The following is a 25,126-nucleotide window of genomic DNA, read 5'->3' as shown; positions in this document are numbered from 1 at the left end:
TCGCAGCTTGATTCATCAGGAAAATTTTGCATGAATTGTAGTATGGTCATAATGTTTCATATTTTAGTACAAGAAACAACCACTATACTTCAACCACAAATTATTGACACTTATTGTCAAATTTTGTCACGTGCATTCATGCGGATACACATAAAACAAAAACAGGAAAGGTAAAGCCCAATAGCTACTTTCAATAGTTTGAAAGTTTATAACATATAATCCAACTTCACCTCACCCCTTCCAATCCCACACTACAATAATCCATTCCTCTCCATCGGCATTGGGGTAGCGGCTGAGTTCGCGGAAACCGACCCGGTAATGGGCCGCAAGTGAACGGTAATTGCGCTGGGAAATCTCCGTGATGGCAAAATCAAAATTATCGCCATGTTCCTCTCGATAGCATTGATAGCAATAGTCAAAAACTCCCTGTCCCCGGTAATCTTTCCCCACAGCGACTTGACCGACGACCAAGTAATTGTACTCTGATAGGGGGATTCCTTTGTACTCCAATTGGTCAAACTCCTCAAACATCGGAATCAGCATCTCTATGTCATCTTTGCAATCCACTGTCATCGCGAGGATATAAGCAGCGACATGCTCGTCGTCCTTGGCAATGATATGCGGCGCAAAGGAATTCATCTTTGAAAGATCTTCTACAGTATGCTCTGCAAAGACGAATCCCTGATCTAAAGATACCAGATTCTTGATATGGTTTTCCCGCTGCAGGTCAAGGATGCCGACAAATTCTCCGTAAGTTTCGGCTTTTTTGAAAATTAGGGACATTGGATTGAATACCACCGACTTTTGGCTGTCAATGACGGGTCTAATTTACATCAAAAAGCCATTCTCCACAGGGTAGGGTGTGGGAATATTTTCATCTTCAAGCATCTCTCTGAGGTCGATTTCTATTCCCCGGGTGATAGACGAAATCGGTACATCATTGTAAGCGCCTTCGAAGGGATTTTCTGAATAGTCCCCTATCTTTTCCATCAGAAAAAAGATCCAAATGATCATTCCCGAAAAGGGGATAGTCATCCAAATCCAAAGTTCGGAGGAGGTCAAAAAAATGTCTAACAATCCAAAGGGAATCAAAAGGCAAAATACCCATGTCATCCACAGTGCAACTGATGCGTACTGTCGGGGAAGCGGGAAGTTTTTGATCCGTTCGGACATCCCCTGATTGTCATAGAGCCTTCCTATTAGCTGATGAAACCATACCTGCTTGAAATCACTGATCAATCCCTTGTTTTTCAGGTCGTTGATAACTTCTGACTGTCTTTTGAGGATTTGGGAAGGGATATTGGATTTGGATTTGAAATGCTTGATCTCAGACTCGGTAAGGTATTCCTGCAATTCTTTGTCAAGCCCGTTTTTCAATATTTCCGCATATGTTGGAACAAAAATGATATTCTGTGGTCCGAATTTATGCTCCCAGGTCTTGGGTATTCTCATCATATACCTTAGGGAAATTACCCATGCCAAGTGCCGGTAGATGATGCTTTTCTTCAGGGTTTCTGTGTCTTGATCAGGGTTTTCATTCATCAAACTGATGACCGCCGTCGCAAAAGTTCTGCTGTCGTTGACTATAGCCCCCCAGATTTTGCGCGCTTCCCATGTCCTGTCATAGGAGGAATTGTTTTTGAACCCCAGGTAAAAAGAAACTGCAATACCTATGATACTGATGGGCTGCCAGGGTAAGGTAAATTTGATCTCCGTGACCAGGTAAAGGACAGTGATGATAGCAGCGTAGGTGAGTCCATAATAGAATGGTTTTTTGGACCACTTAAAGGTCATCAAAAAGCTGTAATTCCTGTTTACGTACATATTGATTTTGTTTTATTTCTTTTAAAAATCAATTCATTGTCAAAGGATCTTTATTCAAAATGGATTTTGGGTCGTTTTATTCCAGAATTCTTTCAAACAATTCCCGGCATTTGGCTTCCACCTTGGCTGTATTTGTTTTTTTGTTTTGTTGCAAAGAAGCCAATAGGTCAATGTATTTTTTGGAAATGTTTTCTTTGTCAGTCAAAAATCCCGTGAGATGCTGTAGGAAAAGGTGGTTTTCATACCATACCAAAAGGTCTTTTTGGAGTTCGCTCATTCGGTCATGTACCTCCTTGACAAAAATGGAGTTAAAACCGGACTCGATGCGGAGGTTTTCTAGGGCAATGATGACACGGATACCTTCGTAGATGTCTTTGAGTGCTTTGGTATCCAGTTTGGTTTTGTTATCCAGGTTAAAAAATTCCAATTCCTCGCTGATGATCTGAGTAGTGGAGGTATTGATCATCAGTGGCTTCAGACCTTTACTGTATTGGTAGACGGAGTCAAAAAGTTTATCCCAAATCTGAAGCGGAGTGGATACTATCAGGTCATATACCTCAGCATATACTTTGTTTTTTTCTGATTCGAGAGCTTTTGTGTAAGAGTTAAATACAACATTGTCTCTCATTTTAACAGATTCCACCTGTCGCATGATCATTTTGAGGTGTTTGGTTTTCTTCAGTCCCTTGAAGATTTTTTTGAATGGCGAAAACAGCTGGAATTTGAGGTTTTCTTCCTTGAAATGGATCCTTGAAAGGAAGTCCACATAGATTTCCAGGAAAATGAGTTTTTGTTCCAGTTCGCCGGATTTTTTTCCTCTATATCTTTTGCTCAGTGATAAAAAAGCTGATTTTGCGTCTTCAAACTGCTGCGTGAACAACCTGAAAATGGGGGAAACCTTTCCTTGCATGGCTTAAGAGATTCTGACCAATGTAGCGCCGTATCCAAACCGGCTTTTTTGTGTGTCCTGAAAATACTTAATATTTCCCAAAAGGCTCAAATACTTGTGTATTTCTTTTCGCAATACGCCGTTGCCTATACCATGGATAAAGGTGATTTCATCCATGCCGGAAGCAATGGCGTAGTTGAGGTTTTTTTCGAAGGTTTCCATCTGAAGGCGCAGCATTTCACCGTTGCTCATCATAGAGAAATCTTTGGTGAGATGCTCAATGTGGAGGTCAATTTCCCTGGGAGGCTTTTGGAATTTTAGCACAGGAACAGTTTTTTCTGTGTTCAGCTGTTCGTTCAGTTTTTGGATGTCTATTTCTTTGGTCTGATCCGATAGCTTGAATACATAGCCACTTTTGTCCAGAATTGGTGCTGTCCCACGACTTTTGAAGAAGGAGGAGGCTTTGAATTTCAGCCTTCTCTCAAAGGAAGGTTCCATCTTTTCGATTTTGGGATGGATGGGAAAAAACTGCACCAAAAGCAGCGGCCACTCCTCAAAATCATGAATGGATTTTTCACCCAGTTTCTGGGAAGTTTTCTTTTTCAACAATCCTGAATAAATGGTTTGGCCATTGCCGCCATAGACTTCTGTAGCCATCAGGAGATAATCCCTATCAGTATTGTTGCTGATATAGATGCTGTGGTCCTTGTCATTGAGTGGAAGATAAGCGAGGAACAAGCCATCTTCTTTAGAGGTTTTGACCTTGGAGTAAGAACTTGCCTGGTCAGTCACGGCCTCTTGGGATTCCCCGAAATATTGCTTCTCGGCACTTGAAATGACCACGATCTCGTTTTTCATGGCAGGAATCCGGAACCCGTCTTCGATCTCTACTTCCACCCTTCCACTCGCGGATATTTTTACAATTACTCCTGATTCGTTGCCGTGAAGCAAACGGACTTTGTCTCCTATGTTCATGTGTTCAGTGCTGTTTTGTATGTTTCTATGGCCCTTTCTCTTGCGAATTTGTGGTCGACCATAGGTTTTGGATAAGCGGATGTCCCGTATTCTGGCACCCATTTTTTGATGTACCGGAGGTCTTTGTCAAACTTCTCGGTTTGGGATTCGGGATTGAATACCCTGAAATAGGGCTGTGCATCAGTTCCTGTCCCTGCTGCCCACTGCCATCCTCCGTTGTTGGAGGAGAGTTCGAAATCGAGCAATTTTTTTGCAAAGTACGCTTCTCCCCATCGCCAATCAATCAAAAGATGTTTGGTAAGAAAACTTGCGACGATCATCCTGACCCTATTGTGCATAAATCCCGTGGCATTGAGCTCCCGCATACCTGCATCGACTATCGGATATCCTGTCTTGCCTTCACACCATTTTTCAAAATCTTCCTCATCCGTTCTCCAAGGTATGTGGTCATATTTTGGTTTGAAAGCATGGTCGGTCACTTGGGGATTGTGATGGAGGATCATCATGTAAAATTCCCTCCAGATCAATTCATTCAGATAAGTGGAATTAAGTTTGGAGGCTTCTAAGGCAAGTTTCCTCACGCTGATGGTACCAAATCTCAGATGAATCCCAAGCCTGGAGGTTCCTTTTATTGCAGGGAAATTCCGCTGTGAATCGTATTTTTGGATCAAAGGTTTGTCAATGTCAAGTGGAGGTATTTCGATACCTGATTTCTCAAAACTCATTTCCTCTAATGCAGGAACAGGTAGGGGAGAAGTCTGGTAAAAATTGTTTTTTTTCGGATCCAGGCTCAAAATCTGAAGTGAAGTTTTCTGGAATTTTTCCAGCCAAACTTTGCTGTAAGGAGTGAAGACTTTGTAAAATTCCCCGCTGCCATTGACGATTTCTTCCTTTTCAAAGATGACCTGATCTTTGAAATCCAAAAATTGGATTCCCTTTTCTTTCAACAAATCCTTGATGGCTTGGTCTCTTTCTTTGGCATAGGGTTCGTAATCGCGGTTGGTATAGACATTTTGAATGTCGTATTCTTCCAAAAGCTGGCGGTAAATTTCTATTGGTTTACCATACTTTACCAAAATTGAGCTTCCAAATCCCTTCAATTCTTTTTGGAGTTTCAGAATTTGGGTGTGGATGAATTCTACCCGTGCATCTTTTTTGCCTTCCAGTTTGTCAAGGATGTCTTTGTCAAAAATAAACAAGGGAAGGACGTTTTTTTCCTGAGAATAGGCGTAGTAAAGACCGGTATTATCCTCGAGTCTCAAATCTCTCCTGAACCAAAATAGGCTGATTTTTTCCATACTGTTTGTTTCTTTCAGCTATCAATATCCTGAAAGCAAAATTGTTTCAATCCTGCTTCCCTTTTGATGGATTTTTTACCGGAGGATCCATTTGATAATCCAAAGGACTCACTTTTCTTTGGAGGCTATCCAATGGGATATTTTTCCAATCTTCTCCTTCATCGTTGTTGTATCTCAAAAAATCATCCTGATCATTGATGCGGAGACGTTGTTTTTCTTTGTTTCTGATCCGGTCCCAAAGTTCCCCAAAGCTATTGAAAGAAAGGTTTTGTGAAACGGAGACGCCATAAGTCGCGACATTTCTCGCCAAAGAAAGCGAGGTGAAGGTATTGAAATTATTTCTGTTGTAAACCCGCACCCTGTAGCGTCCATCTTGGGTGACGAGGTATTCGGCCTGCCAGTCGCCCGCGATGCTGTTGAGATCGGCATTACCCTGCAAGTCAGTAAATCCTCCGTCTCTTGATACCCTAAGCCTCCCATCCAAAAAGGTATATGCGACACGAAGTTGAAAAGTTTCCAAAGCACTTTGATCCAAATTGGCCAGGTCAATGTCCACTTCCAGATTTTGATCTACCTGAGCGATGAAGCTGTTGAGTTGGGAAGAAAGCAATTGGCTGAGGTTGGAAGTAGCGATGTTGCTGACACCTGAAAATTGCCCTTCCGGAGAAAGTGAGCGCATCATGATGACAGAAAAAACCTGCCTGTTTTTTTCCTGCTCGTCGTTTGCGATGCGGTTTTGGAATGCCGAAATATAAGTCTGGATATTGCCTTCGGTAGGAAATTCCGCAAAATCAAAGTTGAAGGTTATTTCCGGCGAAAGGAGCTGTCCTTTGAGGTTCATAAGGACCTTCAGCGGAAATCTACGGCGCATGGTAGGATCTTCCAATGCGGCATTTTGGTTGGTTTGAAGACTTTGAAGCGACACACTTTCGAGGTAATAGGCATTAATGTCCATCACGCCTTCATACGGATCTCCAAACCATGAAATCCGGCCACCGGGCTGCACGATAAATTCTTTCCTCAGGATGTTATACAGTGAGAAGTTGTACTTGGCTTCGGTGATTTCATAATTTCCCGACATGGAAAAATTGCCTTGGGTGTCAATGTTCATTGTCAAAACCCCTCGTCCCCGGCCTTGGATGGTTTCGCCAGTCCTCGGGTCAATCTGGATTTCAGTGTAGGCATCAGGGGTGACATCAAAAGTAAAGTTCATTCTTACATTGTTGATGTCCAATTTGTCCGCTGTTTTTTCCAAAGAAATATTTCTCGCCGTATCTAGGACATTGATGATTTTGATAAAATCTTCCTGTGCTTCAAAACTTTTTGAACCAAGCGGAATATAAATTCTGGTATTCTTTTGCGAGGTGGCTCGGGCAGTGATGTCAAGGTTATTTGCTGCACCAAAAATATTGAGCGTTCCGGTAGCGTATGCTGTCCCATAAAACTGTTCGTTATCCCTTGAACCGGTGTTGAGTACCTGAAAGTTTTCCAGACTGGAGGTAATATCAAGGATAAAATCTGAAAAGTAATCATGGGAAATTCCCCCTCTCATCCTTGCTCTGTTTCCGTTGATGTCTCTTACAGTCAGCTCTCTGAAGCTGATTTCATTGTTGTTGAAAATCAGGTTGCCATCGACAGTATATTTTGTTTTTAGATAGTTGACAAGTAGTGTGCCTCCGGTGACGATTCCATTTCCCATTACAACAGGGAATGCGATGGAACCACCGATGTCAAAATCCCCCGAAACCGTACCGCCCATTCGGGTGATATAATTGGACAGGAAAGGCTCCAAAACAGACAAATCTGCTTCGTTCAATTTGGCATTCAGGTCAAGTTGGTCATTGTTACTTCCCAAAAAGCCATTTATGGCAATCACCTTTTTTCCATTGCGGATATTGTTGATTTCGACATTGATCAACTTGTCAGCGATAAAAGTTGCGGCATCGATATTACCCACCAAAAAATTATTGATATGCAATTCATCAACGTTTATTTGACCATTGATGCCGATAGAACCATAGAAATTAGTAAATCCAAAATTTCCATTTGCAAGTCCGCTGAATTCTTTGGTGCTGAGGGTATTGAAAAAATCAAGATTGACATTATTGATTTCCAGACCGAGCATTTCATTAGGATCTGGGGAAATCGTGCCGTTGATGGCGATAAATTGGTCCCCATTAAAAAGTTTTATGTTGTCAAAAAGAAAGGATTTTTGAGCTATATAGATACTGTTATTGTCGTCGAAACCCCAGATTTTATCTAGGATTTTGAGTTCGGAAGGCTCAAAAACTACCGTGGTATGGTCCGGATAGATCGTGATCTCGCTATTGACCCGGACATAGCTGCCTGTTTCGAGCTGGTCTTGGTCATACCTAAAATCAATACTGGACTCATCCCAGATGGCTTCAATGGCAAGGTTGTTGAAATTAAGTCCGCTGTTCAGTTCCTGTTTTTTGGAAAATATATAAAAAGAGGCGAGGACATCTGAGCTGTTGATCAGTTTGGAAGTGTTAAAATCTATATTGGTGTCATAAAGGAAATTTCCGTTATAAAAAACTGTGTCTATGCTAGAAAAAAAGTTGAAAATGGTATTATTGGGAGTCTGATAAAAAGCACCCTCAATGATGGTGTTTTTAGAGATAGATGCCCTTGGTTCAAGTAGGTTGATGATGGGATTGATGTCAATAAACTTCAGGTTGAGGTCAATATTGTATGGTTCTTCATTGGCATTTGCCCGAAGTGAAATTTTTTCTTCAGAATTGGTCAATATAGAAAAATATTGCTGACTGAGATTCTGTATGTCTTCGAGGAGTTGTCTCACTTTGAATTTTCCGGAAATTCCGGCAACCAACAAATCTGAATTAAGGGAGATTAGTCTTGATTCGTCAGTAAAGAGTGACTGAAAATAGAAATTATCCACGAAAAGATTTCTGCCTTCAAAGCTGAGATTCACATCACTGAATCTAGCTATTCCTTCGATGTCATCCAGGGTGACTCCTTTGGTGTCAATGGCTATCTTCCCGCTCACAAAGGTGTCTTTGTCCATGAACTTCAACTCTTTTAGGTATGCGGTATCCAATTTGACTGCCATTCGGATGGAGTCTTTGCCATCCCTTACATCTAAAACTCCGCTGAGTTCCCCTTTGAGATTGGGATCATCTACGGTGAGATGACCCCGAAACAGGTCTTTTCCGTAAGTAGCATCTGTCACAATATTGGAAAAATTATAGCCATTGATCCCGGCACTTTGGATGTCAGCATCTACTTGAAGAAGTGCGGTTTCCAAGGTCAGTCCTGTCCCCTTGACCTGTCCCGTCATAGTGAGTTTTTGGAACATTTCGGAATCCTCCACAAGGATCCCTATGTCTAGGTTTTCGAGTTGAAGTCTGCCGTTATAGGTAGGTTTTTGATTTTCTGTTTTGAAGCTCAAGCGGCCTATGATATTGCCGATCCCTGTTCTGAAATTTCCCTTGGCAGTAAAATAATTGAGATATCCCGAAAAGTCTGTATCAAAACGGACATCTCTGAATTTATTGATTTCCTTTCGGGCATTTTCACTAATGTATGGAGAAAGGTCCTCACTGTTGAGCACCGAATTTATCAGGGACATCTCAAAGAAAGTGCTGTCAATATTGGGAAGACCATCGATTTTGAATTTGCCAAAAAGCGCACTTTTTTCTCCAAATCTGACCAAAAGTTCTTCAGAAGCAAGGTCGTCTATAGTCCCCTCGATTTCACCCGAAATAAAAATCCTGTCTTCGATGTTGTTAAGGCTTTCGGTGAAATACTTGAGATCCTGAATGTCCAACGCCGCCTCATCTAGCCTTGCCAAAATATTGACCTCATGGATAAAGTTTGAAAGACCTTTTGAGGAAGTGTAGCTGAACTTGAGGTAGTCTTTGATTTCAGTATCATTGGATCTCAAAAAGAGATCGTCAAACTCCATGAAAGTAGGGCTATAAGTGAAATCTGTTTTTAATTGCTGAAAAACAAGCCCTGAGGTAGATTCCAATCCACGCAGGTAATTGACTTTGATCCCAATAATCGAACCTTGTGAATAGAAATCATCTGCATCTGCGATCAAGTCCCGAAACTGAAGTGTGTTGAAATCAAAACCGCTCTCTATCGGAATGCTGCCATAATTGATAATATCAAGAGAGGTCTCTTTGAGGCTTATGTTGCCGATGTCAAACCTCGATGCTTTTTTGTTGGGATCTTTGGGACTGCTTGGCAAAAGTAAGTTGACCCGGTATAAAAATTCAGCGATGTTCAGGAAATCTTCCTCAGGATGGAAGAGTAGCCTGACATTTCCTTTTTCCAATTTGATCTGGTCCAAGGCCGGATTGTCCCTATTCAAAAGCCCGGAAATCGAAAAATCGATGTAAACATCTTTCAAGTCCACCATCAAACTGTCATGGTGGTCGTATATCATGACATCCTGAAGACTGATGGCATCCCACCACCTGATCCGAACTTTTGAAATGCTGGTTTCAAAGCCGGTGTTCTTACTGAGGTAACCGGTAAAGGATTTCGTGATTTTTGTTTGGACGGCAGGGATCTGAATGGCAATCACCACCAAAATAAAAATCATAAAAAGTAAAAGAACCAACCTGAAGATGACCCTTAAGGCTTTCAGTAAATTTTCCGTAACTTTGGGGTTCTTTTCCAAGAGGCAAGCGAAATGAAGATAAATATTCTGGCTATTGAATCATCCTGTGATGAAACGTCGGCTGCGGTCATTTCTGATGGCAAAATACTCAATAATATCATCGCCACGCAATCGGTACACGAAAAATATGGAGGCGTAGTTCCTGAACTTGCCTCTCGCGCCCATCAACAGCACCTGATTCCCGTAGTCCATGAGGCACTTGCTACTTCAGGTATAGAAAAACAAGAACTGTCGGCAATAGCATTTACTAGAGGTCCCGGACTAATGGGGTCTTTATTGGTAGGAGTCTCCTTTGCCAAATCTTTGGCCTTTGCCTTGGGTATTCCTTTGATTGATGTCAACCACATGCAGGCCCATATTTTGGCACATTTCATCGAAGAACCCAAACCTGCTTTTCCTTTTATCTGTCTGACCGTAAGCGGAGGCCATACCCAATTGGTTTTGGTCAGGGATTTTCTCGACATGGAGGTGATCGGAGAGACCACGGACGATGCTGTCGGAGAGGCATTTGACAAGACAGCCAAGCTGCTTGGATTGCCGTATCCCGGCGGACCATTGATAGATAGGTATGCCAAAAGCGGCAATCCCCATGCTTTCAAATTTCCAGTATCTGATATGCCTGGCCTGAGTTTTTCCTTTTCAGGAATCAAAACCGCAGTGTTGTATTTTCTCAGAGATAATCTCAAAGAAAATCCAAATTTTATTACCGAAAACCTTGCTGATATCTGTGCGTCTGTTCAGTATACCCTGATCAAAATGCTTTCCCAAAAACTGGTAAAAGCAGCAAAAGAATACCGAATCAAAGAAATTACCATAGCAGGAGGGGTTTCTGCCAATTCCGGACTAAGGGAAGAGCTAAAAAACCTATCTGTCAAATATGGTTGGAAGGTGTATGTCCCGAAATTCGAATACTGCACCGATAATGCCGCGATGATTGCCATGGCGGCACATTACAAATACCTGAAGGGTGAATTCTGTGGACTGGATGTGGTACCTGAAGCGAGGATGAAGATTTGAGGAGAACCGAGAGCCGAGAAACCAGAGCCGAGAAACGAGAACCGAGAACCGAGAGGCAAGAAACGAGAACCGAGAGGCAAGAAGCGAGGGCGAGAACCTAGAGGTGATAAAAGAATAAAGGATTGAGATTATAAAAATCCTATCCTTGTCATTTAGAAGGAGGTACGACTGAGAAATCTTAAAGGAGTATCAAGGACCAAGACACAAGCAGCAAGAAGCGAGAACCGAGAGAAAATAGAGTAAGAGTGTTCAGTCTCAGTAGACAGTTGTGCTCCTGTTCCCAACAACCTGACAACCCGACAAACCGCAGCAGACAACCATTACAACCACTACAACAATTAGAACCACCACAACCAGCACAAATAGTAAAACCAAGGATGGCAGTAACCAAAAAGAATAAATTCGATAAAATCATCAATATCAGGAACAAAAAGGCAAGTCATGAATTTGAATTCTTGGATACCTATACTGCAGGCCTGGTGTTGAGTGGCACTGAAATAAAATCAGTGCGGGAAGGAAAAGTCTCCCTGACAGAAGCTTATTGCTATTTCCAAAGAGGGGAATTGTATGTCAAGCAGATGCATATTGCACCGTATTCGATGGCAGCCAGCTACAACCACGAAGCTGTCCGCGAGAGAAAATTGTTGTTGAACAAACGGGAGATTGAAAAGATCGAAACAAAATTTTCAGAGAAAGGCCTTTCGGTCATTCCGATTAGGATTTTTATCAATGACAAGGGTTTGGCCAAGATGGAAATAGCTGTCGCAAGGGGTAAAAAACTCCATGACAAGCGGGAGGATATCAAAGAAAAAGACGTAAAAAGAGAGCTTGCCAAGATGAAGTTTTAAAACATTTAAATTCCACAACAGGTTTTTCTGACCAAAGATTTTATATTAGTGGATTATGGAAAGACGTGTTTTGGTTTTAAACTTGGATCATTCTCCTGTCGCTGTGGTGACAGTCCAAAAGGCCTTTGTCTTGACTTATCTGGAGAAAGTAAGTTGCCTGACTTTTTATCAAGACCTGACCATTAGGACAGTGACCAAAACTTTCCAATACCCCGCCGTAATCAGATTGAATGAATATAAGAACATTCCCTACAAAGGTGTTTTGCTGAACAGGGCCAATATCTTCCGTAGAGACAGTCAGGAATGTCAATATTGCGGTTCCAAAAAACAGCTTACTTTGGACCATGTGGTGCCCCGGTCCAAAGGAGGAAAATCAAATTGGATAAATCTGGTGACTGCCTGCCACCGCTGCAATGTCTACAAAGGGGACAAAACCCCAGAGCAGGCAGGTATGCAGCTCAGAACCCAACCTTTCAAACCTAGCTTGGGATATTTTTTGGCCGAATATGCCGAACGGCATGCCGAAGAGTGGGTGCCCTACCTTGAATTGAGGACTGTTTAGTATATTTTTTGTTTCAATTGATTCCGCGTTATTTTCCAAAAAAGATAATGGAACAGTTATTGCCTTTTTCAAATGAAAAAAAGGCAACTATGCGGCTCACAGGAAAATATCAGGTCAGGGGAAAAGTTGTCATAGGTTTTGTTTTGGCTTTCATCTTGGTATTAGGAGTCAGTTCTGTGACATATTTCAGCATCCGAAATCTTCTTGATACGGTCCAAGAGCTCACCGAACCAAACCTAAAACTCCAACAATTAAACGGTCTGATGGCTGATGTCTATGTACTTGATATCAACAAAACAGAGCGTACTTCTGACAAAGATTCAGTCTCTGAACTGACAAGAAAACGGGTCAAAGAAAGGCTTGAATGGTTAAAAAACAGCACATTGGATTCAACTGAAATCCGGAATTATGATGAGATAAGCCTGACTATTTCTGAACTGATGGTAGTTTTTGCAGGATTGGAGGAAGTCAGGAATTACCTTGCCAACAGGAATTTTAGTGCCGAAGCATTGAAAGGGATAGAGATCAGGATCAAAAGGCAACAAGAATTGAGCGACATGCAGTTTTTGGGAAAAGTGAGGACCAAAGATCTGCTATCTTCATTAAATCCAAAGTCGGAGGGTTCCATTCCAAAAGAGATTGTGACCAATGAGCCTGAAATGGAGGAATTTGATATTCAGGATGAGTTAATCGATATCGCCAAGGACATCAATAAAGTAAAGTCTTCTTCGCAAGCGGTATTACCCCCCAGAACAGGAAATCAGGATTCAACGCTCCTTGCCATACGCGAGGCTGTAGAGAAAATCTACAAGGACGAACAGCGGCTTCAAAATAGATTTTTCCAACTTGAAGCTAACCTGATCAGTAAAAACACAGAAATTTTTTCAAGGATCCAACAGCTTGTTTCTGACCTCCAAAACGATTTGCTTGAAGAATACAAAAACCAAAATCAATCAGCCTACAACCTTGCCTATAAGGTTTCATGGATTTTAGGAGTACTCGTGTTTCTCGGTGTGATTGGTTCTTTGGCATTTGTTTATAGTATTTTACAGGAAGTGGACAAAGCCAACTTATATAGGGAAAAATTGGAAGAAGCGAAGATGCATTCTGACAAACTGGCCAAAACCAAGCAGGAGTTTCTAGCAAACATGAGTCATGAAATCAGGAATCCACTCCATGCCATACAAGGTTACCAAAAAGCCCTTGAAAAATCCGGACTTCAAGGTGAGCGGATGGAGTTTGTCCAAAGAATCGGATTTGCTTCCGACACACTCATTGCTGTAGTCAACGACATTTTGGATTTTTCAAAATTAGAGGCAGGACAGCTTCAGATTGTAAAAGAACCCTTCGATCCATTGCGTCTTTTCCTTTCGATAAAAAGCTTTTTTGAATTCAAAGCGCGTGAAAATGGGCTGTTTTTCAATTGGAATATTGACCTTCCAGAAGGGAAATGGCTAATAGGAGACCAACTGAGAATCAATCAGATTTTGAATAACCTTCTGGGCAATTCCCTCAAATTTACCCAACGAGGGGGTATAGATGTAGGTGTCTATTGGGGTAACAAAAACCTTGAAATCAAGATTGCAGATACCGGAATGGGCATGACGCCCGAAATCCGAAAAAATATTTTCAAAGAATTTAATCAGGGTGATACCGCAATCAACAGAAAATTCGGAGGAACGGGGTTGGGCTTAGCCATAGTCAAAAAACTTGTAGACAAACTCGGAGGAACCATTCAGATAGAAACTCAGGTTGCGAAAGGTACCCTTGTAAAGCTTACACTTCCCTGTCAGGCTATTGAACCTGTTAAAGCAGATATCCAACAAATTGATGATTATTCTTTTGAAGGAATTTCAGTGCTATTGGTAGACGATGATGCCATCGGCCTGCAGTTACTTAAACTGATTTTGGAAAATAGAGGTGCCAAAGTTCTGACTTTTCGGGGTGGTGTGGCATTTAGAAAAGAATTTAAACCGACTGCTTTGGATATTGCTATCATAGATATTCAGATGCCGGAAGTAAGTGGCCTTGAGGTGGTCCATATTCTCCGTTCTATGGAGGAATACAAAAAATTGCCTGTTATTGCCATGACTGCCAATGTTTTTGTCGAAGAGGGAAGAAAGCTGATTCATTCTGGTTTTGATGCTTTGATTTTGAAGCCTTTTAAAGAAATGGAAATTACAAAGCAAGTTGGGGTACTTTTGCGGCTTAAACCAAGATCCTCAAACCCTGAAAAGGACATTCAGAAATTCTCTGACTTGAAAATGGAAGGCTATGATTTGACCGATCTTCTGAAGTTTTGTATGGGTGATACTGAAATGCTTGTAGAGACCCTTCATGAGATTGTATATAGAACCAGAGAGGATTTATTAGGGATTGAAGCGGCTTTGGAGCGTTTGGATTTTGAAAAAATACTCGAAACCGTCCACCGTTTGTCCAGTAGACTTGCTCAAATGAACATCAAAAGTGCCACCTTGGCAATGGAGATAGAAAGGAATTTGAAAATAGGTAAATATGCCTCAACAGCCCAATTAATCGACAAACTGGTCAATGAAACCAATCAGGTGATGGATAATATCCAGTCTGAGTGGTTTTTGGTGTCTGCTAGATAATTACTTCAGACCGTATTTTTCCATTTTATTATAGAGGGTTTTCCTGTCCATACCTAGGAGTTGGGAAGCTTTTGATTTGTTAAACCTCACTTCCCTGAGTACCCTGTCAATCATTTCTTTCTCATGATTAATCAAATCTCTTCTATAATCTTCGGCATCCAATCCGGCTAGGGGCTTTGTCACCAATAAGTCTTGAGGAAGTAAATCTTTGGTAATAAAGCTTTCCTGACATAGAAGTACCGCTCTTCTCACGATGTTTTTCAGTTCGCGAAGATTTCCCGGCCAGGTATATTCCATAAAAATCCGTTCGACCTCCGGGTCTATGTCTTTTACATTTCTTACAAGCCTTTGATTGCTTTGATGGATAAAATGTGCTGTGAAAAGCCTGATGTCTTCTTTGCGGTTGCGCAGCGGCTCTAAGTTGATGGTAAACTCATTTAATCTGTGGTAAAGGTCTTCTCTGAAGTTACCGTCCTGACTTCCGGATTTAAGTACGTCGTTGGTCGCTGCAATAATCCGTACGTCTATGTCCGTTTCTTTGTTGGCGCCGATTTTTCGGATTTTTCGTTCTTCTATGGCTCTTAAAAGTTTGATCTGAATGTCATAGCCAAGATTACCCACTTCATCCAAAAATATTGTGCCTCCGTTTGCCTGTTCAAAATGACCGATTTTATTCTCCAATGCTCCTGTAAATGAGCCTTTGATGTGTCCAAACAACTCGCTGCCGGCAAGTTCGGAGGACAATGCTCCACAATCAATGGCCACAAAAGGACTGTCTTTTCGATTTGAGTTTTGATGGATTTTCTTTGCCACGTATTCTTTTCCGGTCCCGGTTTCTCCCAAAATCAACACACTGAGTTCGGTAGGAGCGACAAGACTTATAAACTCCTCCAATTTGGTGGCCTTTGCGCTTTTTCCTTTTACATAGTCGGATTCTTTTTTATCCGGAAATTGTATTTGGGGTATGGAAACTTGGCTTCCTGAAAGCGCCTCTTTTACCGTGATAAGCAATTCATCCGGGTTAATAGGCTTGGTGATGTACTCATAAGCCCCCATTTTCATGGCTTTCACGGCGATCCTGATATCGGAATAATTGGTGATCAGGATGACTCGAAGGTCTGGTTTTTTCTTGATAGAAAGCTCAAGCAACTCCAGTCCATTTCCATCAGGAAGCCTGTAATCGGTGATGATGAGCTGTGGCCATCCTGATTGAATTATAGGAATAGCTTGGGCCATGCTGTTGGCTGATTGGACTTCAAAATTATTTTTCTCTAAAAAATTGCGGATTATCCTAGAGTAGGTAATGTCATCTTCGGTTAAAAGTATTTTTTGCATCTCGATCCATTCTGCGTTGAGATGAAACTATAACAAAAAAAGCACCAGAATATTTCTGGTGCCTTTTTAATCTGACAATTTAAGATTGATTAGTCTTCAATCACTTCTCCTAGGGCTGTATACTTTTTGATAAGTTCTTCACCTGCATTGTCAAACTTTATCACAAAATGATTCGGCGCGTTTTCGCCGCTCACCTGCCATGCTTCACTGATTTTCAAAGCTTTCAAAGCCTCATCTTTTTCGATGGCTTCTTTGACCGGAGCAGGAAGATTTGCCGGATCGACTTTTACTTTCTCTTGTTCTTGCGATATGCTCATCTCAGAATTTGCATCTGTGACGATTGTTGGGTTTGCCATCAAGGGAGCTGTAGCCATTCCAATTGCAAACATTGCGGGGATAATAAATCGAGTTTTCATAATAAATTTGTTTTAGTTAAAATTGATAATTGGTTTTATTTTATTTAAATGCTGTCATTCTAAGCTTTTGGCACAGAAATAGACTTTTCAAATTTTCTGATTATTAAGATCGGATTTCCTTTTCCTGAGAGTTTAACTCTTCATGATCACCCATCAGGGAAAAGTTGCTTTTAAATTTCTGTATCATGTTTACCCTATTTGCATATGCTGTGCCAATGGAGAAAATGTCCTTGATTTGCTTTAAATAGGTTTTTTCTGATTCAAAAGTGGGGAAGTTCTTTCCCAAATAGGGGAAAAATTCCCCAAATATTGAGGAATTGACCATTTACAAATTATGGAGTCTGCAATTTTAGGTCAGTTTGTTTTCTGCTGTTTTGGTGGGAGGTTTTACATTTGGGAATTTTATGATCGAGATGACGTGGTTGGTAAATACTTTGGCGGGCGACAAAATTTTATATAAACCGAACTTTATTTACTTCTATATCCTTCTAAAAAAGATTTACCTTTGCGTTTCCAGTAAAGACTCGTGTACAAATCCAATGAGTGACCAAATCAAACATGAATGTGGTATTGCGATGATCAGGCTTCGAAAAGAGCCCCAATACTATATCGAAAAGTACGGTTCCCCGCTGTATGCTCCCAACAGGTTGTATGTCTTGATGCAAAAGCAAATCAACCGAGGTCAAGATGGCGCAGGTGTTGCCAACATCAAGCTTGACACCAAACCCGGTACCCGCTACATCAGCAGGTATAGATCTATTGAGCCACAAGCAGTCAATTATATTTTTGACAAAATTTACAAGAAATACAAAAAAGCCAAGAAAGTAGGTGGGAAGAAGGGATTGAGTAGTGCAAATTGGCTGAAAGAAAATGTGGCTTTTTCAGGAGAAGTATGGCTAGGTCACCTTCGTTATGGGACACATGGAGAAAACAGCATAGAGACATGCCATCCCTTTCTCAAGCAAAATAACTGGAGGAGCCGTAACTTGGTCATGGCAGGTAATTTCAACATGACCAATGTGGAAGAATTGTTCAGCAAGCTGGTTCAGCTCGGGCAGCATCCTAAAGAAAAAACAGATACCGTGACCGTCATGGAAAAAGTCGGACACTTTTTGGACGAGGAAAACCAACGAATTTTTGACAAATACAAACACCAATATTCCAACGAACAGATTACTGCCGTCATCGAAAACGAAATCGACGTCGCGCGAATTCTGAGAAGATCCTGCAGGGATTTTGACGGAGGATATGCGATGGCCGGGATTATTGGCAACGGTTCAAGTTTTGTTGTCCGCGATCCTTCAGGCATCCGTCCTGCTTACTACTATGCAGATGAGGATATAGTCGTAGTGGCCTCTGAAAAGCCCGCTATCAAATCCGCATTCAATGTGGATTACAAGCAGATCAAAGAAATCAAACCGGGACATGCCTTGGTAATCAACAAAGACGGATCTTATGCCGAGCACGAAATCCTTCCTGCCCGTGAAAAGAAATCCTGTAGCTTTGAAAGGATCTATTTCTCAAGAGGAACGGATCCGGATATTTACAGAGAAAGAAAAGCCCTAGGGAGGGCACTCGTGCCACAGGTTCTGAAGGCTATTGATTTTGATTTGAAAAATTCTGTTTTTTCTTACATTCCAAATACAGCGGAAACAGCCTTTTTGGGGATGATTGAAGGACTCGAAGATTATTTGAGCGCCAAAAGGAGGGAAGTGCTGTTGGAAGGGAAACCGCATCTGGAAGACCTCGAAGAGCTCCTCAACTTCCGTCCAAGGGTAGAGAAGCTGGTCAGCAAAGATGTCAAATTAAGAACTTTTATCACAAATGACTCTGACCGTGATGCCATGGTGGCCAACGTGTATGATACTACCTATGAAGTGGTCAGAGCGGGTGTAGACACACTTGTCGTCATCGATGACAGTATCGTCAGGGGAACGACCTTAGAGAAAAGTATTTTGACCACTTTGGACAAACTCAATCCCAAGCGGATCATCATCGTGTCCTCCGCTCCTCAGATCCGTTTCCCGGACTGCTACGGTATCGACATGTCAAAGCTCAGGGAGTTTATCGCCTTCCGTGCTACGGTAGAATTGTTGAAAGACAGAGGCATGAGTTACCTGATGGATGAGGTCTATGAGAAGTGTAATACCAATCAGATTTTGACAGAAAATTATGTAAAAGCACTTTATGAGCCATTTACAGATCAGGAGATATCCGATAAAATAGCAGCTATTATCACCACTGACGAGATTCACGCCGAGGTAAAAGTCATTTACCAAACTGTTGATAATTTACACAAATGCATCCCGGACCACTCAGGAGATTGGTATTTTACAGGCGACTTCCCGACTTCAGGAGGAATGCGCGTAGTAAACAGGGCTTTTGCCAACTATATGGAAGGAAAAGTGATCAGGGCATACTGATCTTTGTCAATACTTAATTCAATGACCAAACTTCAAGTCCCCAAAGCACTTGTTTTTGGTCATTGTTTGTTTAATTAAAATTCATCTTTATCAAACCCATAATCATGGAAGTCAATGTACCCTTGCTCAAAAAGATTTGTGAAATCGCCGGTGCCCCGGGATTTGAAAAAAGAATAAGAGATTTGGTCATCGAATTGGTGACGCCTCTTGCGGATGAGGTCAGGACGGACAACATGGGCAGCGTCATTGCTATCAAAAAATCCAAGAAAAATCCTGATGTCAAAAGAGTGATGGTAGCTGCGCATATGGATGAAATTGGATTTATTGTTACACATATAGATGACAAAGGATTTGTCAGATTCCATACTTTGGGAGGTTTTGATCCCAAAACTCTGACGGCCCAACGCGTTATCGTCCACGGCAAAAAGGATTTGGTGGGAGTCATGGGTAGCAAACCCATCCATGTCATGACTGCGGACGAAAGAAATAAACTACCTCAGATCACTGACTTTTTTATTGACTTGGGCATGGAAAAAGAGGAAGTAGAAAAATACGTAACCATAGGAAATCCAATCACAAGAGACAGGGAACTGATCGAAATGGGTGCCTGTGTCAACTGTAAATCTATCGACAACAGGGTGGCGGTTTTTATACTTTTGGAGACCTTGAGGGTATTGGACAATCCGGCCTATGACCTGTATGCTACATTTACCGTGCAGGAAGAAGTGGGTCTTCGCGGAGCAAATGTTGCAGCGCATGGCATCAACCCTGATTTTGGGATAGCTTTGGATACAACTATTGCCTTTGATGTACCGGGAGCTCAACCTCACGAAAAGGTAACCCAATTGGGTAAAGGAACTGCCATCAAAATCATGGATGCTTCGACTATCTGCGATTATAGAATGGTGGCTTTTATGAAGCATACCGCCGATCAGCATCAGATCAAATGGCAACCTGAAATCCTAACCGCCGGAGGTACCGATACCGCCGGAGTACAGCGTATGGGCAAGCAAGGGGCTATCGCCGGTGCGATTTCCATACCGACACGTCACTTGCATCAGGTCATCGAAATGGCACACAAAGAAGATATCTCCAATAGTATCCTGCTTCTAAAGGCTTGTTTGGAGGACATTGATGGTTTTGATTGGAGTCATTGAGAAGGTTTAAAAAAAAATCCATTCTGAGGTCCGATTTTTCAGACCTCTTTTTTTGTTAAAAAATTATTCTCTCTTGTTCAAAAACAAAATCTAAGAATTTACATTATAATATGTCGTATGCGACATAAATTAAACCCTATATTTATATCGCGTAGGATATAATAAAATTTTAACAATGCGATTTATGAAAAACAAGTTTTATGATTTATCTGCCTATAACCTTCAAGGCAAAGAAGTGTCCATGTCAGAGTTTAAAGGAAAGACAGTTTTGGTGGTCAATACCGCAAGCCAATGTGGCTTGACACCACAATATGAAGGCTTGGAAAAACTCAACCAAAAGTACAAAGACAAAGGCTTGGTCATCCTTGGATTTCCCTGCAACCAATTCGGGAATCAAGAACCGGGAGATTCCAAGGAAATTGCAGAAGGATGCCTCCTGAATTATGGGGTAAGCTTTCCCATGTTTTCCAAAATCGAAGTCAATGGAAAGAACGCACATCCTGTATTCAAATACCTCAAAAATGAATTGGGTGGAATATTTGGATCAAGGATAAAGTGGAACTTTACCAAGTTTCTGGTAGATGAAAATGGAAAACCTGTCAAGAGATTTTCACCCATCACCAAGCCTGAGGAAATCGACAAATACCTTAGAAAAATTTTAAAGTAGTCATACGGTTTTTATTTCTTTCCCTCCAAAAATGCCTGAAAATCCATTAAATCATCCATTTACACTTCCAAATGGCGTGCTGATCAAAAACAGACTTTTCAAATCCGCCATGAGTGAAGGACTCGGCAATAAGGATGGATCGCCAAAGCCAATGCTTGATCTCCTTTATCGCAAATGGGCAGATGGAGGAATAGGGCTATGTGTCACCGGGAATGTCATGATTGACAGAGGGGCACTTGGCGAGCCGGGAAATGTGGTGATCGAAAACACCTCTGGATTGGAAGGTTTGAAAACTTGGGCCAAAAACGCCACTGCCAACGGGACACATTGCTGGGTTCAATTGAACCATCCCGGAAAGCAGGCACCCAAGGGACTGAACAAAGAGACAGTTTCTCCTTCGGCTATTCCTTTTAGGAAGGACATGCAGTCTTTTTTCAATACCCCGAGGGAACTGACCGATGCGGAAATCCAGGATCTGATCAAAAGGTTCTCCTTTGCAGCGAAAATGGTAAAGGAAGCCGGGTTTTCGGGGGTTCAGATTCATGGTGCCCATGGGTATTTGGTCAGTCAGTTTCTTTCTCCCCATCATAATCAGCGAACTGATAAGTGGGGAGGTGACCCAGACAGACGCAGAAGGTTTGTATTGGAAGTCTATCAGGCCATGCGGGATGCTGTCGGAATTGATTTTCCAATCGGAATCAAACTCAATTCGGCTGATTTTCAACGAGGGGGTTTTACGGATGAGGAATCTTTAGAAACCATTAAGGCATTGGAATCGGTAGGCATTGACCTGATAGAAATATCCGGCGGTACCTACGAAGCCCCTGCGATGATGGGAACCAAATGGAAGGAAAGCACCCAAAAAAGGGAAGCCTATTTTATGGATTTTGCGGACAAAGCAAGAAAGGCAGTTAAACTACCTTTGGTAGTAACAGGTGGGTTTAAAAGCTATGAAGGTATGGCAGATGCCATTCAATCAGGAAATGTGGATTTTGTAGGTTTGGCAAGGTTAATCGCCGTAGAACCGGATGCACCTCTCAGGCTCCTGAATGGACAATCTCCCAAAATATCTATCCAACCCATCAAAACCGGAATCGGACCCATAGACAAAATGGGCGTGATGGAGACTGTGTGGTACCGCGAACAACTGGAAAGAATGGGCAAAGGAATGGAACCAAAGCCAAAATTATCAGCCTTTGTTGTATTTCTGAAATTTGCTTATAAACTGATATTTAAAAGAAAAGGGGCATTTAAGGAAAGGGCATCCTGATTTTTATTTTCAATCTTAAATCATCAAAAATCATGGAATCAATATTCAACCCCGCCATTCAGCCCAAAACCAATTTTGGAAAGACTATTGTCAGGATCATACTAGGTAGTTTTTTGCTTTTTGCAGGCATCAGTCACCTCTCGTTTAATCGGGGTGAGTTTTTGGCACAGGTGCCATCTTGGGTTCCTATGGATCCCGACCTTGTTGTTATTCTTTCAGGAATAGTGGAAATCCTTCTTGGAGCATCCCTGCTTTTCCTTTCTTCGAAAAGGGTACAAGTCGGTTGGGTAGTTGCGCTTTTCTTTGTGCTGATTTTTCCGGGCAACGTTTCGCAGTATGTCAATGGGATTGATGCCTTTGGCTTGGATACAGAAAAGGCGCGATTTATCCGCTTGTTCTTTCAGCCGGTTTTGATAGTGATGGCATTGTGGTCTACAGGCGCTTTGCGGGCTTGGAGAAATAAAAATTAGAAGAGTGAATTGATTTATATGCGATTCCTTTGCTGGTTAATTAATTGTAAACCAAGCTTATTTAGGTATTCATTGATATTTGATATTGATAGATATTGATGAAGTAACCAATGGTTATTGGGTTAGACATTTCTTCTCAAATGGGAATAATCAATGCCCGACTGATTAAAAGTATCAACTAATATCTAGTAGCAATCAATATCGATTTAAATATCTATTCCATTGGATTAGGCAAATGTTAATAAACTGATAAGGCGTTCGATAATTTAAATAAAATGGAGCAACTAAAACTTGATAATCAGATTTGTTTCCCATTGTATGCAGCCTCAAGGTTGATCATCAGGGAATACCAACCCCACCTGGACAAGCTTGGGATTACATATCCTCAGTATTTGGTGTTGTTGATTCTTTGGGAGGAGGATGGGATTTCTGTCAATGACATTGCCCATAAGTTGATTTTGAATACCAATACAGTGACGCCGCTTTTGAAGCGGATGGAGACATTAGGATTGGTTTCCAGGATTCGGTCTGAAGAAGATGAGCGGAAAGTCATTGTCAGACTTACTGAAAAAGGAAGCACAATGAAAGCCGAAGCCGCCCATATTCCTTTCAGCCTGATGGCGGACATTTCCCCTGATGAGCTCAAGATGGAGGAATTGGTAGCCATGAAAATAAAACTGGAAGAATGGATTGGTTTTTTGAAGAAAAGGGGTTGAGATTCCAAATGAAACCAATCAATGAGTTTATTTCTTAGTTGATTTCCTCCCTGTAAAGTTTTTTCATCACATTTATTTTGTTCGGGTTTTCGACAAGCGATTGGTCCGAAAACATCATAATGCCGGATGCAGGTGTTCTCGAACCTTCTATCATAACTTTCCTAAATTCTTCCGGACTGACAGTATCCGGACTGTTGTGGGATTGGACTATAGGCCATATTTGAGTATAGTTCAAGTCTTCGGACTTGGACTTATACACGTCATTAAATCCTTGGTTCAAGTCTTCAGGCTTGGACCGATCCGCTTGTTCTTCAGACTTATATCTTTGGTTCAAGTCTCCAGACTTGGACCCCATGTCTCTTATCCCGATCAAATCCCCCAGCCATTTCACATAATCCCCTACCCAAGTGGTTGGCCTTTCCTTCATTTTGTGAAACAACATCGGTGACATCACGTCAGCCATTTCTGAAAATGCCTTTGGGTCAATACCCAAAATTCGGTAAAGTGCAGAGTCGTAATCTGTTGGATACCAAGAGCAATAAAACACACCCAATTTTGCATTGGGCTGGATTTCATGCAATACTGATCCCATATCCCGGACCCATCCATTCAATACCCCGCTTCTCCAATTTCTCCATTCTTTATCAGCATGGTTCAAAATCCATTCGGCTTTGTGTTGGGCGCTGTCACCTGGAATTTTTTTTCGCATACTTTCCCCAAATTGACCGGTACAGCGATCACAAAAACAGGTTTCGGGGAGGATGGGATTTTTGGTTTCAAACTGGGCGTGCCAATGCACATAGTCTAAAAAAATTCCGTCTACTTCAAATTCCCCTAGGATATCTTTCAATTGTTCTTCTCTAAAATTTTTAAAATTCGGATCGGTAGGGCAAATCCCCATAAACCAGTCTGCAGGTTCCGCTTTTTTGCCTTTGTCGGTAATCGGCCAAGCTTCAGGGTGGTCCTGAAGGTATTCTTTTCCATTGAGTGTCGGAAACTCTACAAAAACCTTAGCACCTTGTTGGCGGGCTGTATTATAAAACTCCCTATTTAGGGAAATGCTTCTGACAAATACCGCATTCATTCCCAAGGAATCAAACCTGTATCCCGCATCCAAAAGTGTAGCGGGATTACCATAGACACCTTTGATGAAAGGTTGGGTTTTCTCTAAAGCTTGCTTACAGGAGAAAGACCAAATTAAAAGGATTATAAATGGGCTTGTTTTCATAGGGTCTAAATGCTAATGGTCTGGTTTTTAATCTTTAGCGGGTTTGGCAGATCCTGAACCTATCGGAATCCTTAAGTAGATATTCAGCGATGAATTGTTAACAATTGCATCAGTGTTTTTCTTGACGTCCACAATTCCCTGATAGTAAAGGATCCCTACACTCATGCTTTTCAGGTCATTTTTAAGTTTGTATCCCATCCCTCCCACAAAACCAAAATCCAATCTTGTAAAATCGTTGCTGACATTCTTTGTAAATTCAAGATTGCCACCGTTACTTTCCAAATCAAAGTAATCAAAAACCCTTGTACGGATTCCAGGTTGGACTCCTCCTTCCAGAACAATTCTGTTTCGGATCCGCTGCTGAAACATAACAGGCAGGTAGATGACATTGACTTTGGTAGTAAGTGTTGCCTCTCTGAAAAGCGCATCAAAGCCGGCGTCGTCTGTCGTATATGTTGGCATTCCAGTAGCACCGACATTGGATTTGAGGAGTGCGCCGGTACTGATAAATGAGTTTTCACTAAGCATAAGGTGAAAGTATAGTCCAACATTGAAATTATTTAATCCTTCAGAGTCGTTGTATTCATTGAAATTGGATCTGTTTAATCCACCGGTAACCCCAAATTCAATTTTTTCGGTATTTAGCGCGTCCCCAAACAACAGCGCGATAATTATTTGGGCATTTGAAGTTCCGCTGAGAAGCAGGAAAAACAGCAAAAAAAGTATTTTCAGTCTATCCATATGGATTGG

Annotated in this window: 20 protein-coding genes; 10 read left to right on the top strand and 10 right to left on the bottom strand. The window is 41.6% G+C overall.

The window, feature by feature from the left end:
- Positions 1 to 231: 231 nt before the first annotated feature.
- The 6 genes from MMU07_RS10330 to MMU07_RS10305 all read right to left on the bottom strand — a co-directional run bounded on the left by MMU07_RS10330 (position 232) and on the right by MMU07_RS10305 (position 9,577).
- On the bottom strand, positions 232 to 783 hold the full coding sequence (locus MMU07_RS10330; protein ID WP_241125797.1) for a GNAT family N-acetyltransferase: 552 nt from the start codon (positions 781 to 783) through the stop codon (positions 232 to 234).
- A gap of 45 nt (positions 784 to 828) precedes the next feature.
- Entirely contained in the window at positions 829 to 1,824 is a 996-nt protein-coding gene (locus MMU07_RS10325) for a bestrophin family protein (RefSeq protein WP_241125796.1), read from the bottom strand.
- A 76-nt stretch (positions 1,825 to 1,900) separates the two neighbouring features.
- Positions 1,901 to 2,734 (bottom strand): hypothetical protein, encoded by an 834-nt coding sequence (locus MMU07_RS10320; RefSeq protein WP_241125795.1) that lies wholly within the window; start codon positions 2,732 to 2,734, stop codon positions 1,901 to 1,903.
- A 3-nt stretch (positions 2,735 to 2,737) separates the two neighbouring features.
- Entirely contained in the window at positions 2,738 to 3,688 is a 951-nt protein-coding gene (locus tag MMU07_RS10315) for a Smr/MutS family protein (RefSeq protein WP_241125794.1), read from the bottom strand.
- Positions 3,685 to 4,986 (bottom strand): cryptochrome/photolyase family protein, encoded by a 1,302-nt coding sequence (locus tag MMU07_RS10310; protein ID WP_241125793.1) that lies wholly within the window; start codon positions 4,984 to 4,986, stop codon positions 3,685 to 3,687. Before MMU07_RS10310 ends, MMU07_RS10315 begins: the two co-directional genes overlap by 4 nt.
- Positions 4,987 to 5,032: 46 nt before the next feature.
- Entirely contained in the window at positions 5,033 to 9,577 is a 4,545-nt protein-coding gene (locus MMU07_RS10305; protein ID WP_472843676.1) for a translocation/assembly module TamB domain-containing protein, read from the bottom strand.
- 90 nt (positions 9,578 to 9,667) lie between these two features.
- Here MMU07_RS10305 and tsaD point away from each other — a divergent pair, with 90 nt between their 5' ends.
- The 4 genes from tsaD to MMU07_RS10285 all read left to right on the top strand — a co-directional run bounded on the left by tsaD (position 9,668) and on the right by MMU07_RS10285 (position 14,694).
- Positions 9,668 to 10,672, top strand: coding sequence for a tRNA (adenosine(37)-N6)-threonylcarbamoyltransferase complex transferase subunit TsaD (tsaD, locus tag MMU07_RS10300; RefSeq protein ID WP_241125791.1), 1,005 nt, complete (start codon positions 9,668 to 9,670; stop codon positions 10,670 to 10,672).
- Positions 10,673 to 11,049: 377 nt separating this feature from the next.
- Positions 11,050 to 11,520: an SsrA-binding protein gene (gene smpB, locus MMU07_RS10295; RefSeq protein ID WP_113925506.1), complete on the top strand. Its 471-nt coding sequence runs from the start codon at positions 11,050 to 11,052 to the stop codon at positions 11,518 to 11,520.
- A gap of 55 nt (positions 11,521 to 11,575) precedes the next feature.
- Complete coding sequence (locus MMU07_RS10290) at positions 11,576 to 12,082, top strand: HNH endonuclease (RefSeq protein WP_241125790.1); 507 nt, start codon at positions 11,576 to 11,578, stop codon at positions 12,080 to 12,082.
- A 47-nt stretch (positions 12,083 to 12,129) separates the two neighbouring features.
- A complete protein-coding gene (locus MMU07_RS10285; RefSeq protein WP_241125789.1) occupies positions 12,130 to 14,694 on the top strand; it encodes an ATP-binding protein in 2,565 nt (854 codons plus the stop codon).
- Here the strand turns inward: MMU07_RS10285 and MMU07_RS10280 are convergent, their stop codons facing one another.
- Together MMU07_RS10280 and MMU07_RS10275 are read right to left on the bottom strand one after the other, a co-directional pair.
- Positions 14,695 to 16,029: a sigma-54-dependent transcriptional regulator gene (locus MMU07_RS10280; protein WP_241125788.1), complete on the bottom strand. Its 1,335-nt coding sequence runs from the start codon at positions 16,027 to 16,029 to the stop codon at positions 14,695 to 14,697.
- A gap of 89 nt (positions 16,030 to 16,118) precedes the next feature.
- Complete coding sequence (locus MMU07_RS10275) at positions 16,119 to 16,445, bottom strand: hypothetical protein (protein WP_241125787.1); 327 nt, start codon at positions 16,443 to 16,445, stop codon at positions 16,119 to 16,121.
- A 539-nt stretch (positions 16,446 to 16,984) separates the two neighbouring features.
- On the opposite strand from MMU07_RS10275, the gene MMU07_RS10270 reads away from it, so the two are divergent.
- The 6 genes from MMU07_RS10270 to MMU07_RS10245 all read left to right on the top strand — a co-directional run bounded on the left by MMU07_RS10270 (position 16,985) and on the right by MMU07_RS10245 (position 23,148).
- Positions 16,985 to 18,868: an amidophosphoribosyltransferase gene (locus MMU07_RS10270; RefSeq protein ID WP_241125786.1), complete on the top strand. Its 1,884-nt coding sequence runs from the start codon at positions 16,985 to 16,987 to the stop codon at positions 18,866 to 18,868.
- A 104-nt stretch (positions 18,869 to 18,972) separates the two neighbouring features.
- Complete coding sequence (locus tag MMU07_RS10265) at positions 18,973 to 20,025, top strand: M42 family metallopeptidase (protein WP_241125785.1); 1,053 nt, start codon at positions 18,973 to 18,975, stop codon at positions 20,023 to 20,025.
- Positions 20,026 to 20,209: 184 nt separating this feature from the next.
- Positions 20,210 to 20,692 (top strand): glutathione peroxidase, encoded by a 483-nt coding sequence (locus MMU07_RS10260; RefSeq protein WP_241125784.1) that lies wholly within the window; start codon positions 20,210 to 20,212, stop codon positions 20,690 to 20,692.
- 31 nt (positions 20,693 to 20,723) lie between these two features.
- On the top strand, positions 20,724 to 21,962 hold the full coding sequence (locus MMU07_RS10255; protein WP_241125783.1) for an NADH:flavin oxidoreductase/NADH oxidase family protein: 1,239 nt from the start codon (positions 20,724 to 20,726) through the stop codon (positions 21,960 to 21,962).
- Positions 21,963 to 21,994: 32 nt separating this feature from the next.
- Positions 21,995 to 22,432 carry a DoxX family protein gene (locus MMU07_RS10250; RefSeq protein WP_241125782.1) on the top strand — a complete coding sequence of 146 codons (438 nt, stop codon included), beginning with the start codon at positions 21,995 to 21,997 and terminating at the stop codon, positions 22,430 to 22,432.
- A gap of 275 nt (positions 22,433 to 22,707) precedes the next feature.
- Positions 22,708 to 23,148, top strand: coding sequence for a MarR family winged helix-turn-helix transcriptional regulator (locus MMU07_RS10245; protein ID WP_241125781.1), 441 nt, complete (start codon positions 22,708 to 22,710; stop codon positions 23,146 to 23,148).
- A gap of 34 nt (positions 23,149 to 23,182) precedes the next feature.
- Here the strand turns inward: MMU07_RS10245 and MMU07_RS10240 are convergent, their stop codons facing one another.
- The gene (locus MMU07_RS10240) at positions 23,183 to 24,376 is read right to left on the bottom strand and encodes a glycoside hydrolase family protein (protein WP_241125780.1); all 1,194 of its coding nucleotides are present in this window, start codon (positions 24,374 to 24,376) and stop codon (positions 23,183 to 23,185) included.
- Positions 24,377 to 24,403: 27 nt separating this feature from the next.
- Positions 24,404 to 25,117, bottom strand: coding sequence for an outer membrane beta-barrel protein (locus MMU07_RS10235; RefSeq protein ID WP_241125779.1), 714 nt, complete (start codon positions 25,115 to 25,117; stop codon positions 24,404 to 24,406).
- Positions 25,118 to 25,126 lie beyond the last annotated feature (9 nt).

It is taken from the genome of Cognataquiflexum nitidum (assembly GCF_022538055.1).
GTDB lineage: Bacteria > Bacteroidota > Bacteroidia > Cytophagales > Cyclobacteriaceae > Cognataquiflexum > Cognataquiflexum nitidum.
The sequence above is the reverse complement of the archived record's forward strand: the minus strand, read 5'-3'. Positions and strand labels throughout refer to the sequence as shown.

Excerpts from the sequence above, each read along its gene's own strand:
- MMU07_RS10280 (WP_241125788.1), bottom strand. The coding sequence starts at position 16,029 with ATGCAAAAAATACTTTTAACCGAAGATGACATTACCTACTCTAGGATA.
- MMU07_RS10305 (WP_472843676.1), bottom strand. The coding sequence starts at position 9,577 with ATGATTTTTATTTTGGTGGTGATTGCCATTCAGATCCCTGCCGTCCAA.
- smpB (WP_113925506.1), top strand. The coding sequence starts at position 11,050 with ATGGCAGTAACCAAAAAGAATAAATTCGATAAAATCATCAATATCAGG.
- MMU07_RS10310 (WP_241125793.1), bottom strand. The coding sequence starts at position 4,986 with ATGGAAAAAATCAGCCTATTTTGGTTCAGGAGAGATTTGAGACTCGAG.
- MMU07_RS10325 (WP_241125796.1), bottom strand. The coding sequence starts at position 1,824 with ATGTACGTAAACAGGAATTACAGCTTTTTGATGACCTTTAAGTGGTCC.
- MMU07_RS10285 (WP_241125789.1), top strand. The coding sequence starts at position 12,130 with ATGGAACAGTTATTGCCTTTTTCAAATGAAAAAAAGGCAACTATGCGG.
- MMU07_RS10320 (WP_241125795.1), bottom strand. The coding sequence starts at position 2,734 with ATGCAAGGAAAGGTTTCCCCCATTTTCAGGTTGTTCACGCAGCAGTTT.
- MMU07_RS10255 (WP_241125783.1), top strand. The coding sequence starts at position 20,724 with ATGCCTGAAAATCCATTAAATCATCCATTTACACTTCCAAATGGCGTG.
- MMU07_RS10275 (WP_241125787.1), bottom strand. The coding sequence starts at position 16,445 with ATGAAAACTCGATTTATTATCCCCGCAATGTTTGCAATTGGAATGGCT.
- MMU07_RS10240 (WP_241125780.1), bottom strand. The coding sequence starts at position 24,376 with ATGAAAACAAGCCCATTTATAATCCTTTTAATTTGGTCTTTCTCCTGT.
- MMU07_RS10290 (WP_241125790.1), top strand. The coding sequence starts at position 11,576 with ATGGAAAGACGTGTTTTGGTTTTAAACTTGGATCATTCTCCTGTCGCT.
- MMU07_RS10250 (WP_241125782.1), top strand. The coding sequence starts at position 21,995 with ATGGAATCAATATTCAACCCCGCCATTCAGCCCAAAACCAATTTTGGA.
- MMU07_RS10330 (WP_241125797.1), bottom strand. The coding sequence starts at position 783 with ATGTCCCTAATTTTCAAAAAAGCCGAAACTTACGGAGAATTTGTCGGC.
- MMU07_RS10260 (WP_241125784.1), top strand. The coding sequence starts at position 20,210 with ATGAAAAACAAGTTTTATGATTTATCTGCCTATAACCTTCAAGGCAAA.
- MMU07_RS10270 (WP_241125786.1), top strand. The coding sequence starts at position 16,985 with ATGAGTGACCAAATCAAACATGAATGTGGTATTGCGATGATCAGGCTT.
- MMU07_RS10265 (WP_241125785.1), top strand. The coding sequence starts at position 18,973 with ATGGAAGTCAATGTACCCTTGCTCAAAAAGATTTGTGAAATCGCCGGT.
- MMU07_RS10315 (WP_241125794.1), bottom strand. The coding sequence starts at position 3,688 with ATGAACATAGGAGACAAAGTCCGTTTGCTTCACGGCAACGAATCAGGA.
- MMU07_RS10245 (WP_241125781.1), top strand. The coding sequence starts at position 22,708 with ATGGAGCAACTAAAACTTGATAATCAGATTTGTTTCCCATTGTATGCA.
- MMU07_RS10235 (WP_241125779.1), bottom strand. The coding sequence starts at position 25,117 with ATGGATAGACTGAAAATACTTTTTTTGCTGTTTTTCCTGCTTCTCAGC.
- tsaD (WP_241125791.1), top strand. The coding sequence starts at position 9,668 with ATGAAGATAAATATTCTGGCTATTGAATCATCCTGTGATGAAACGTCG.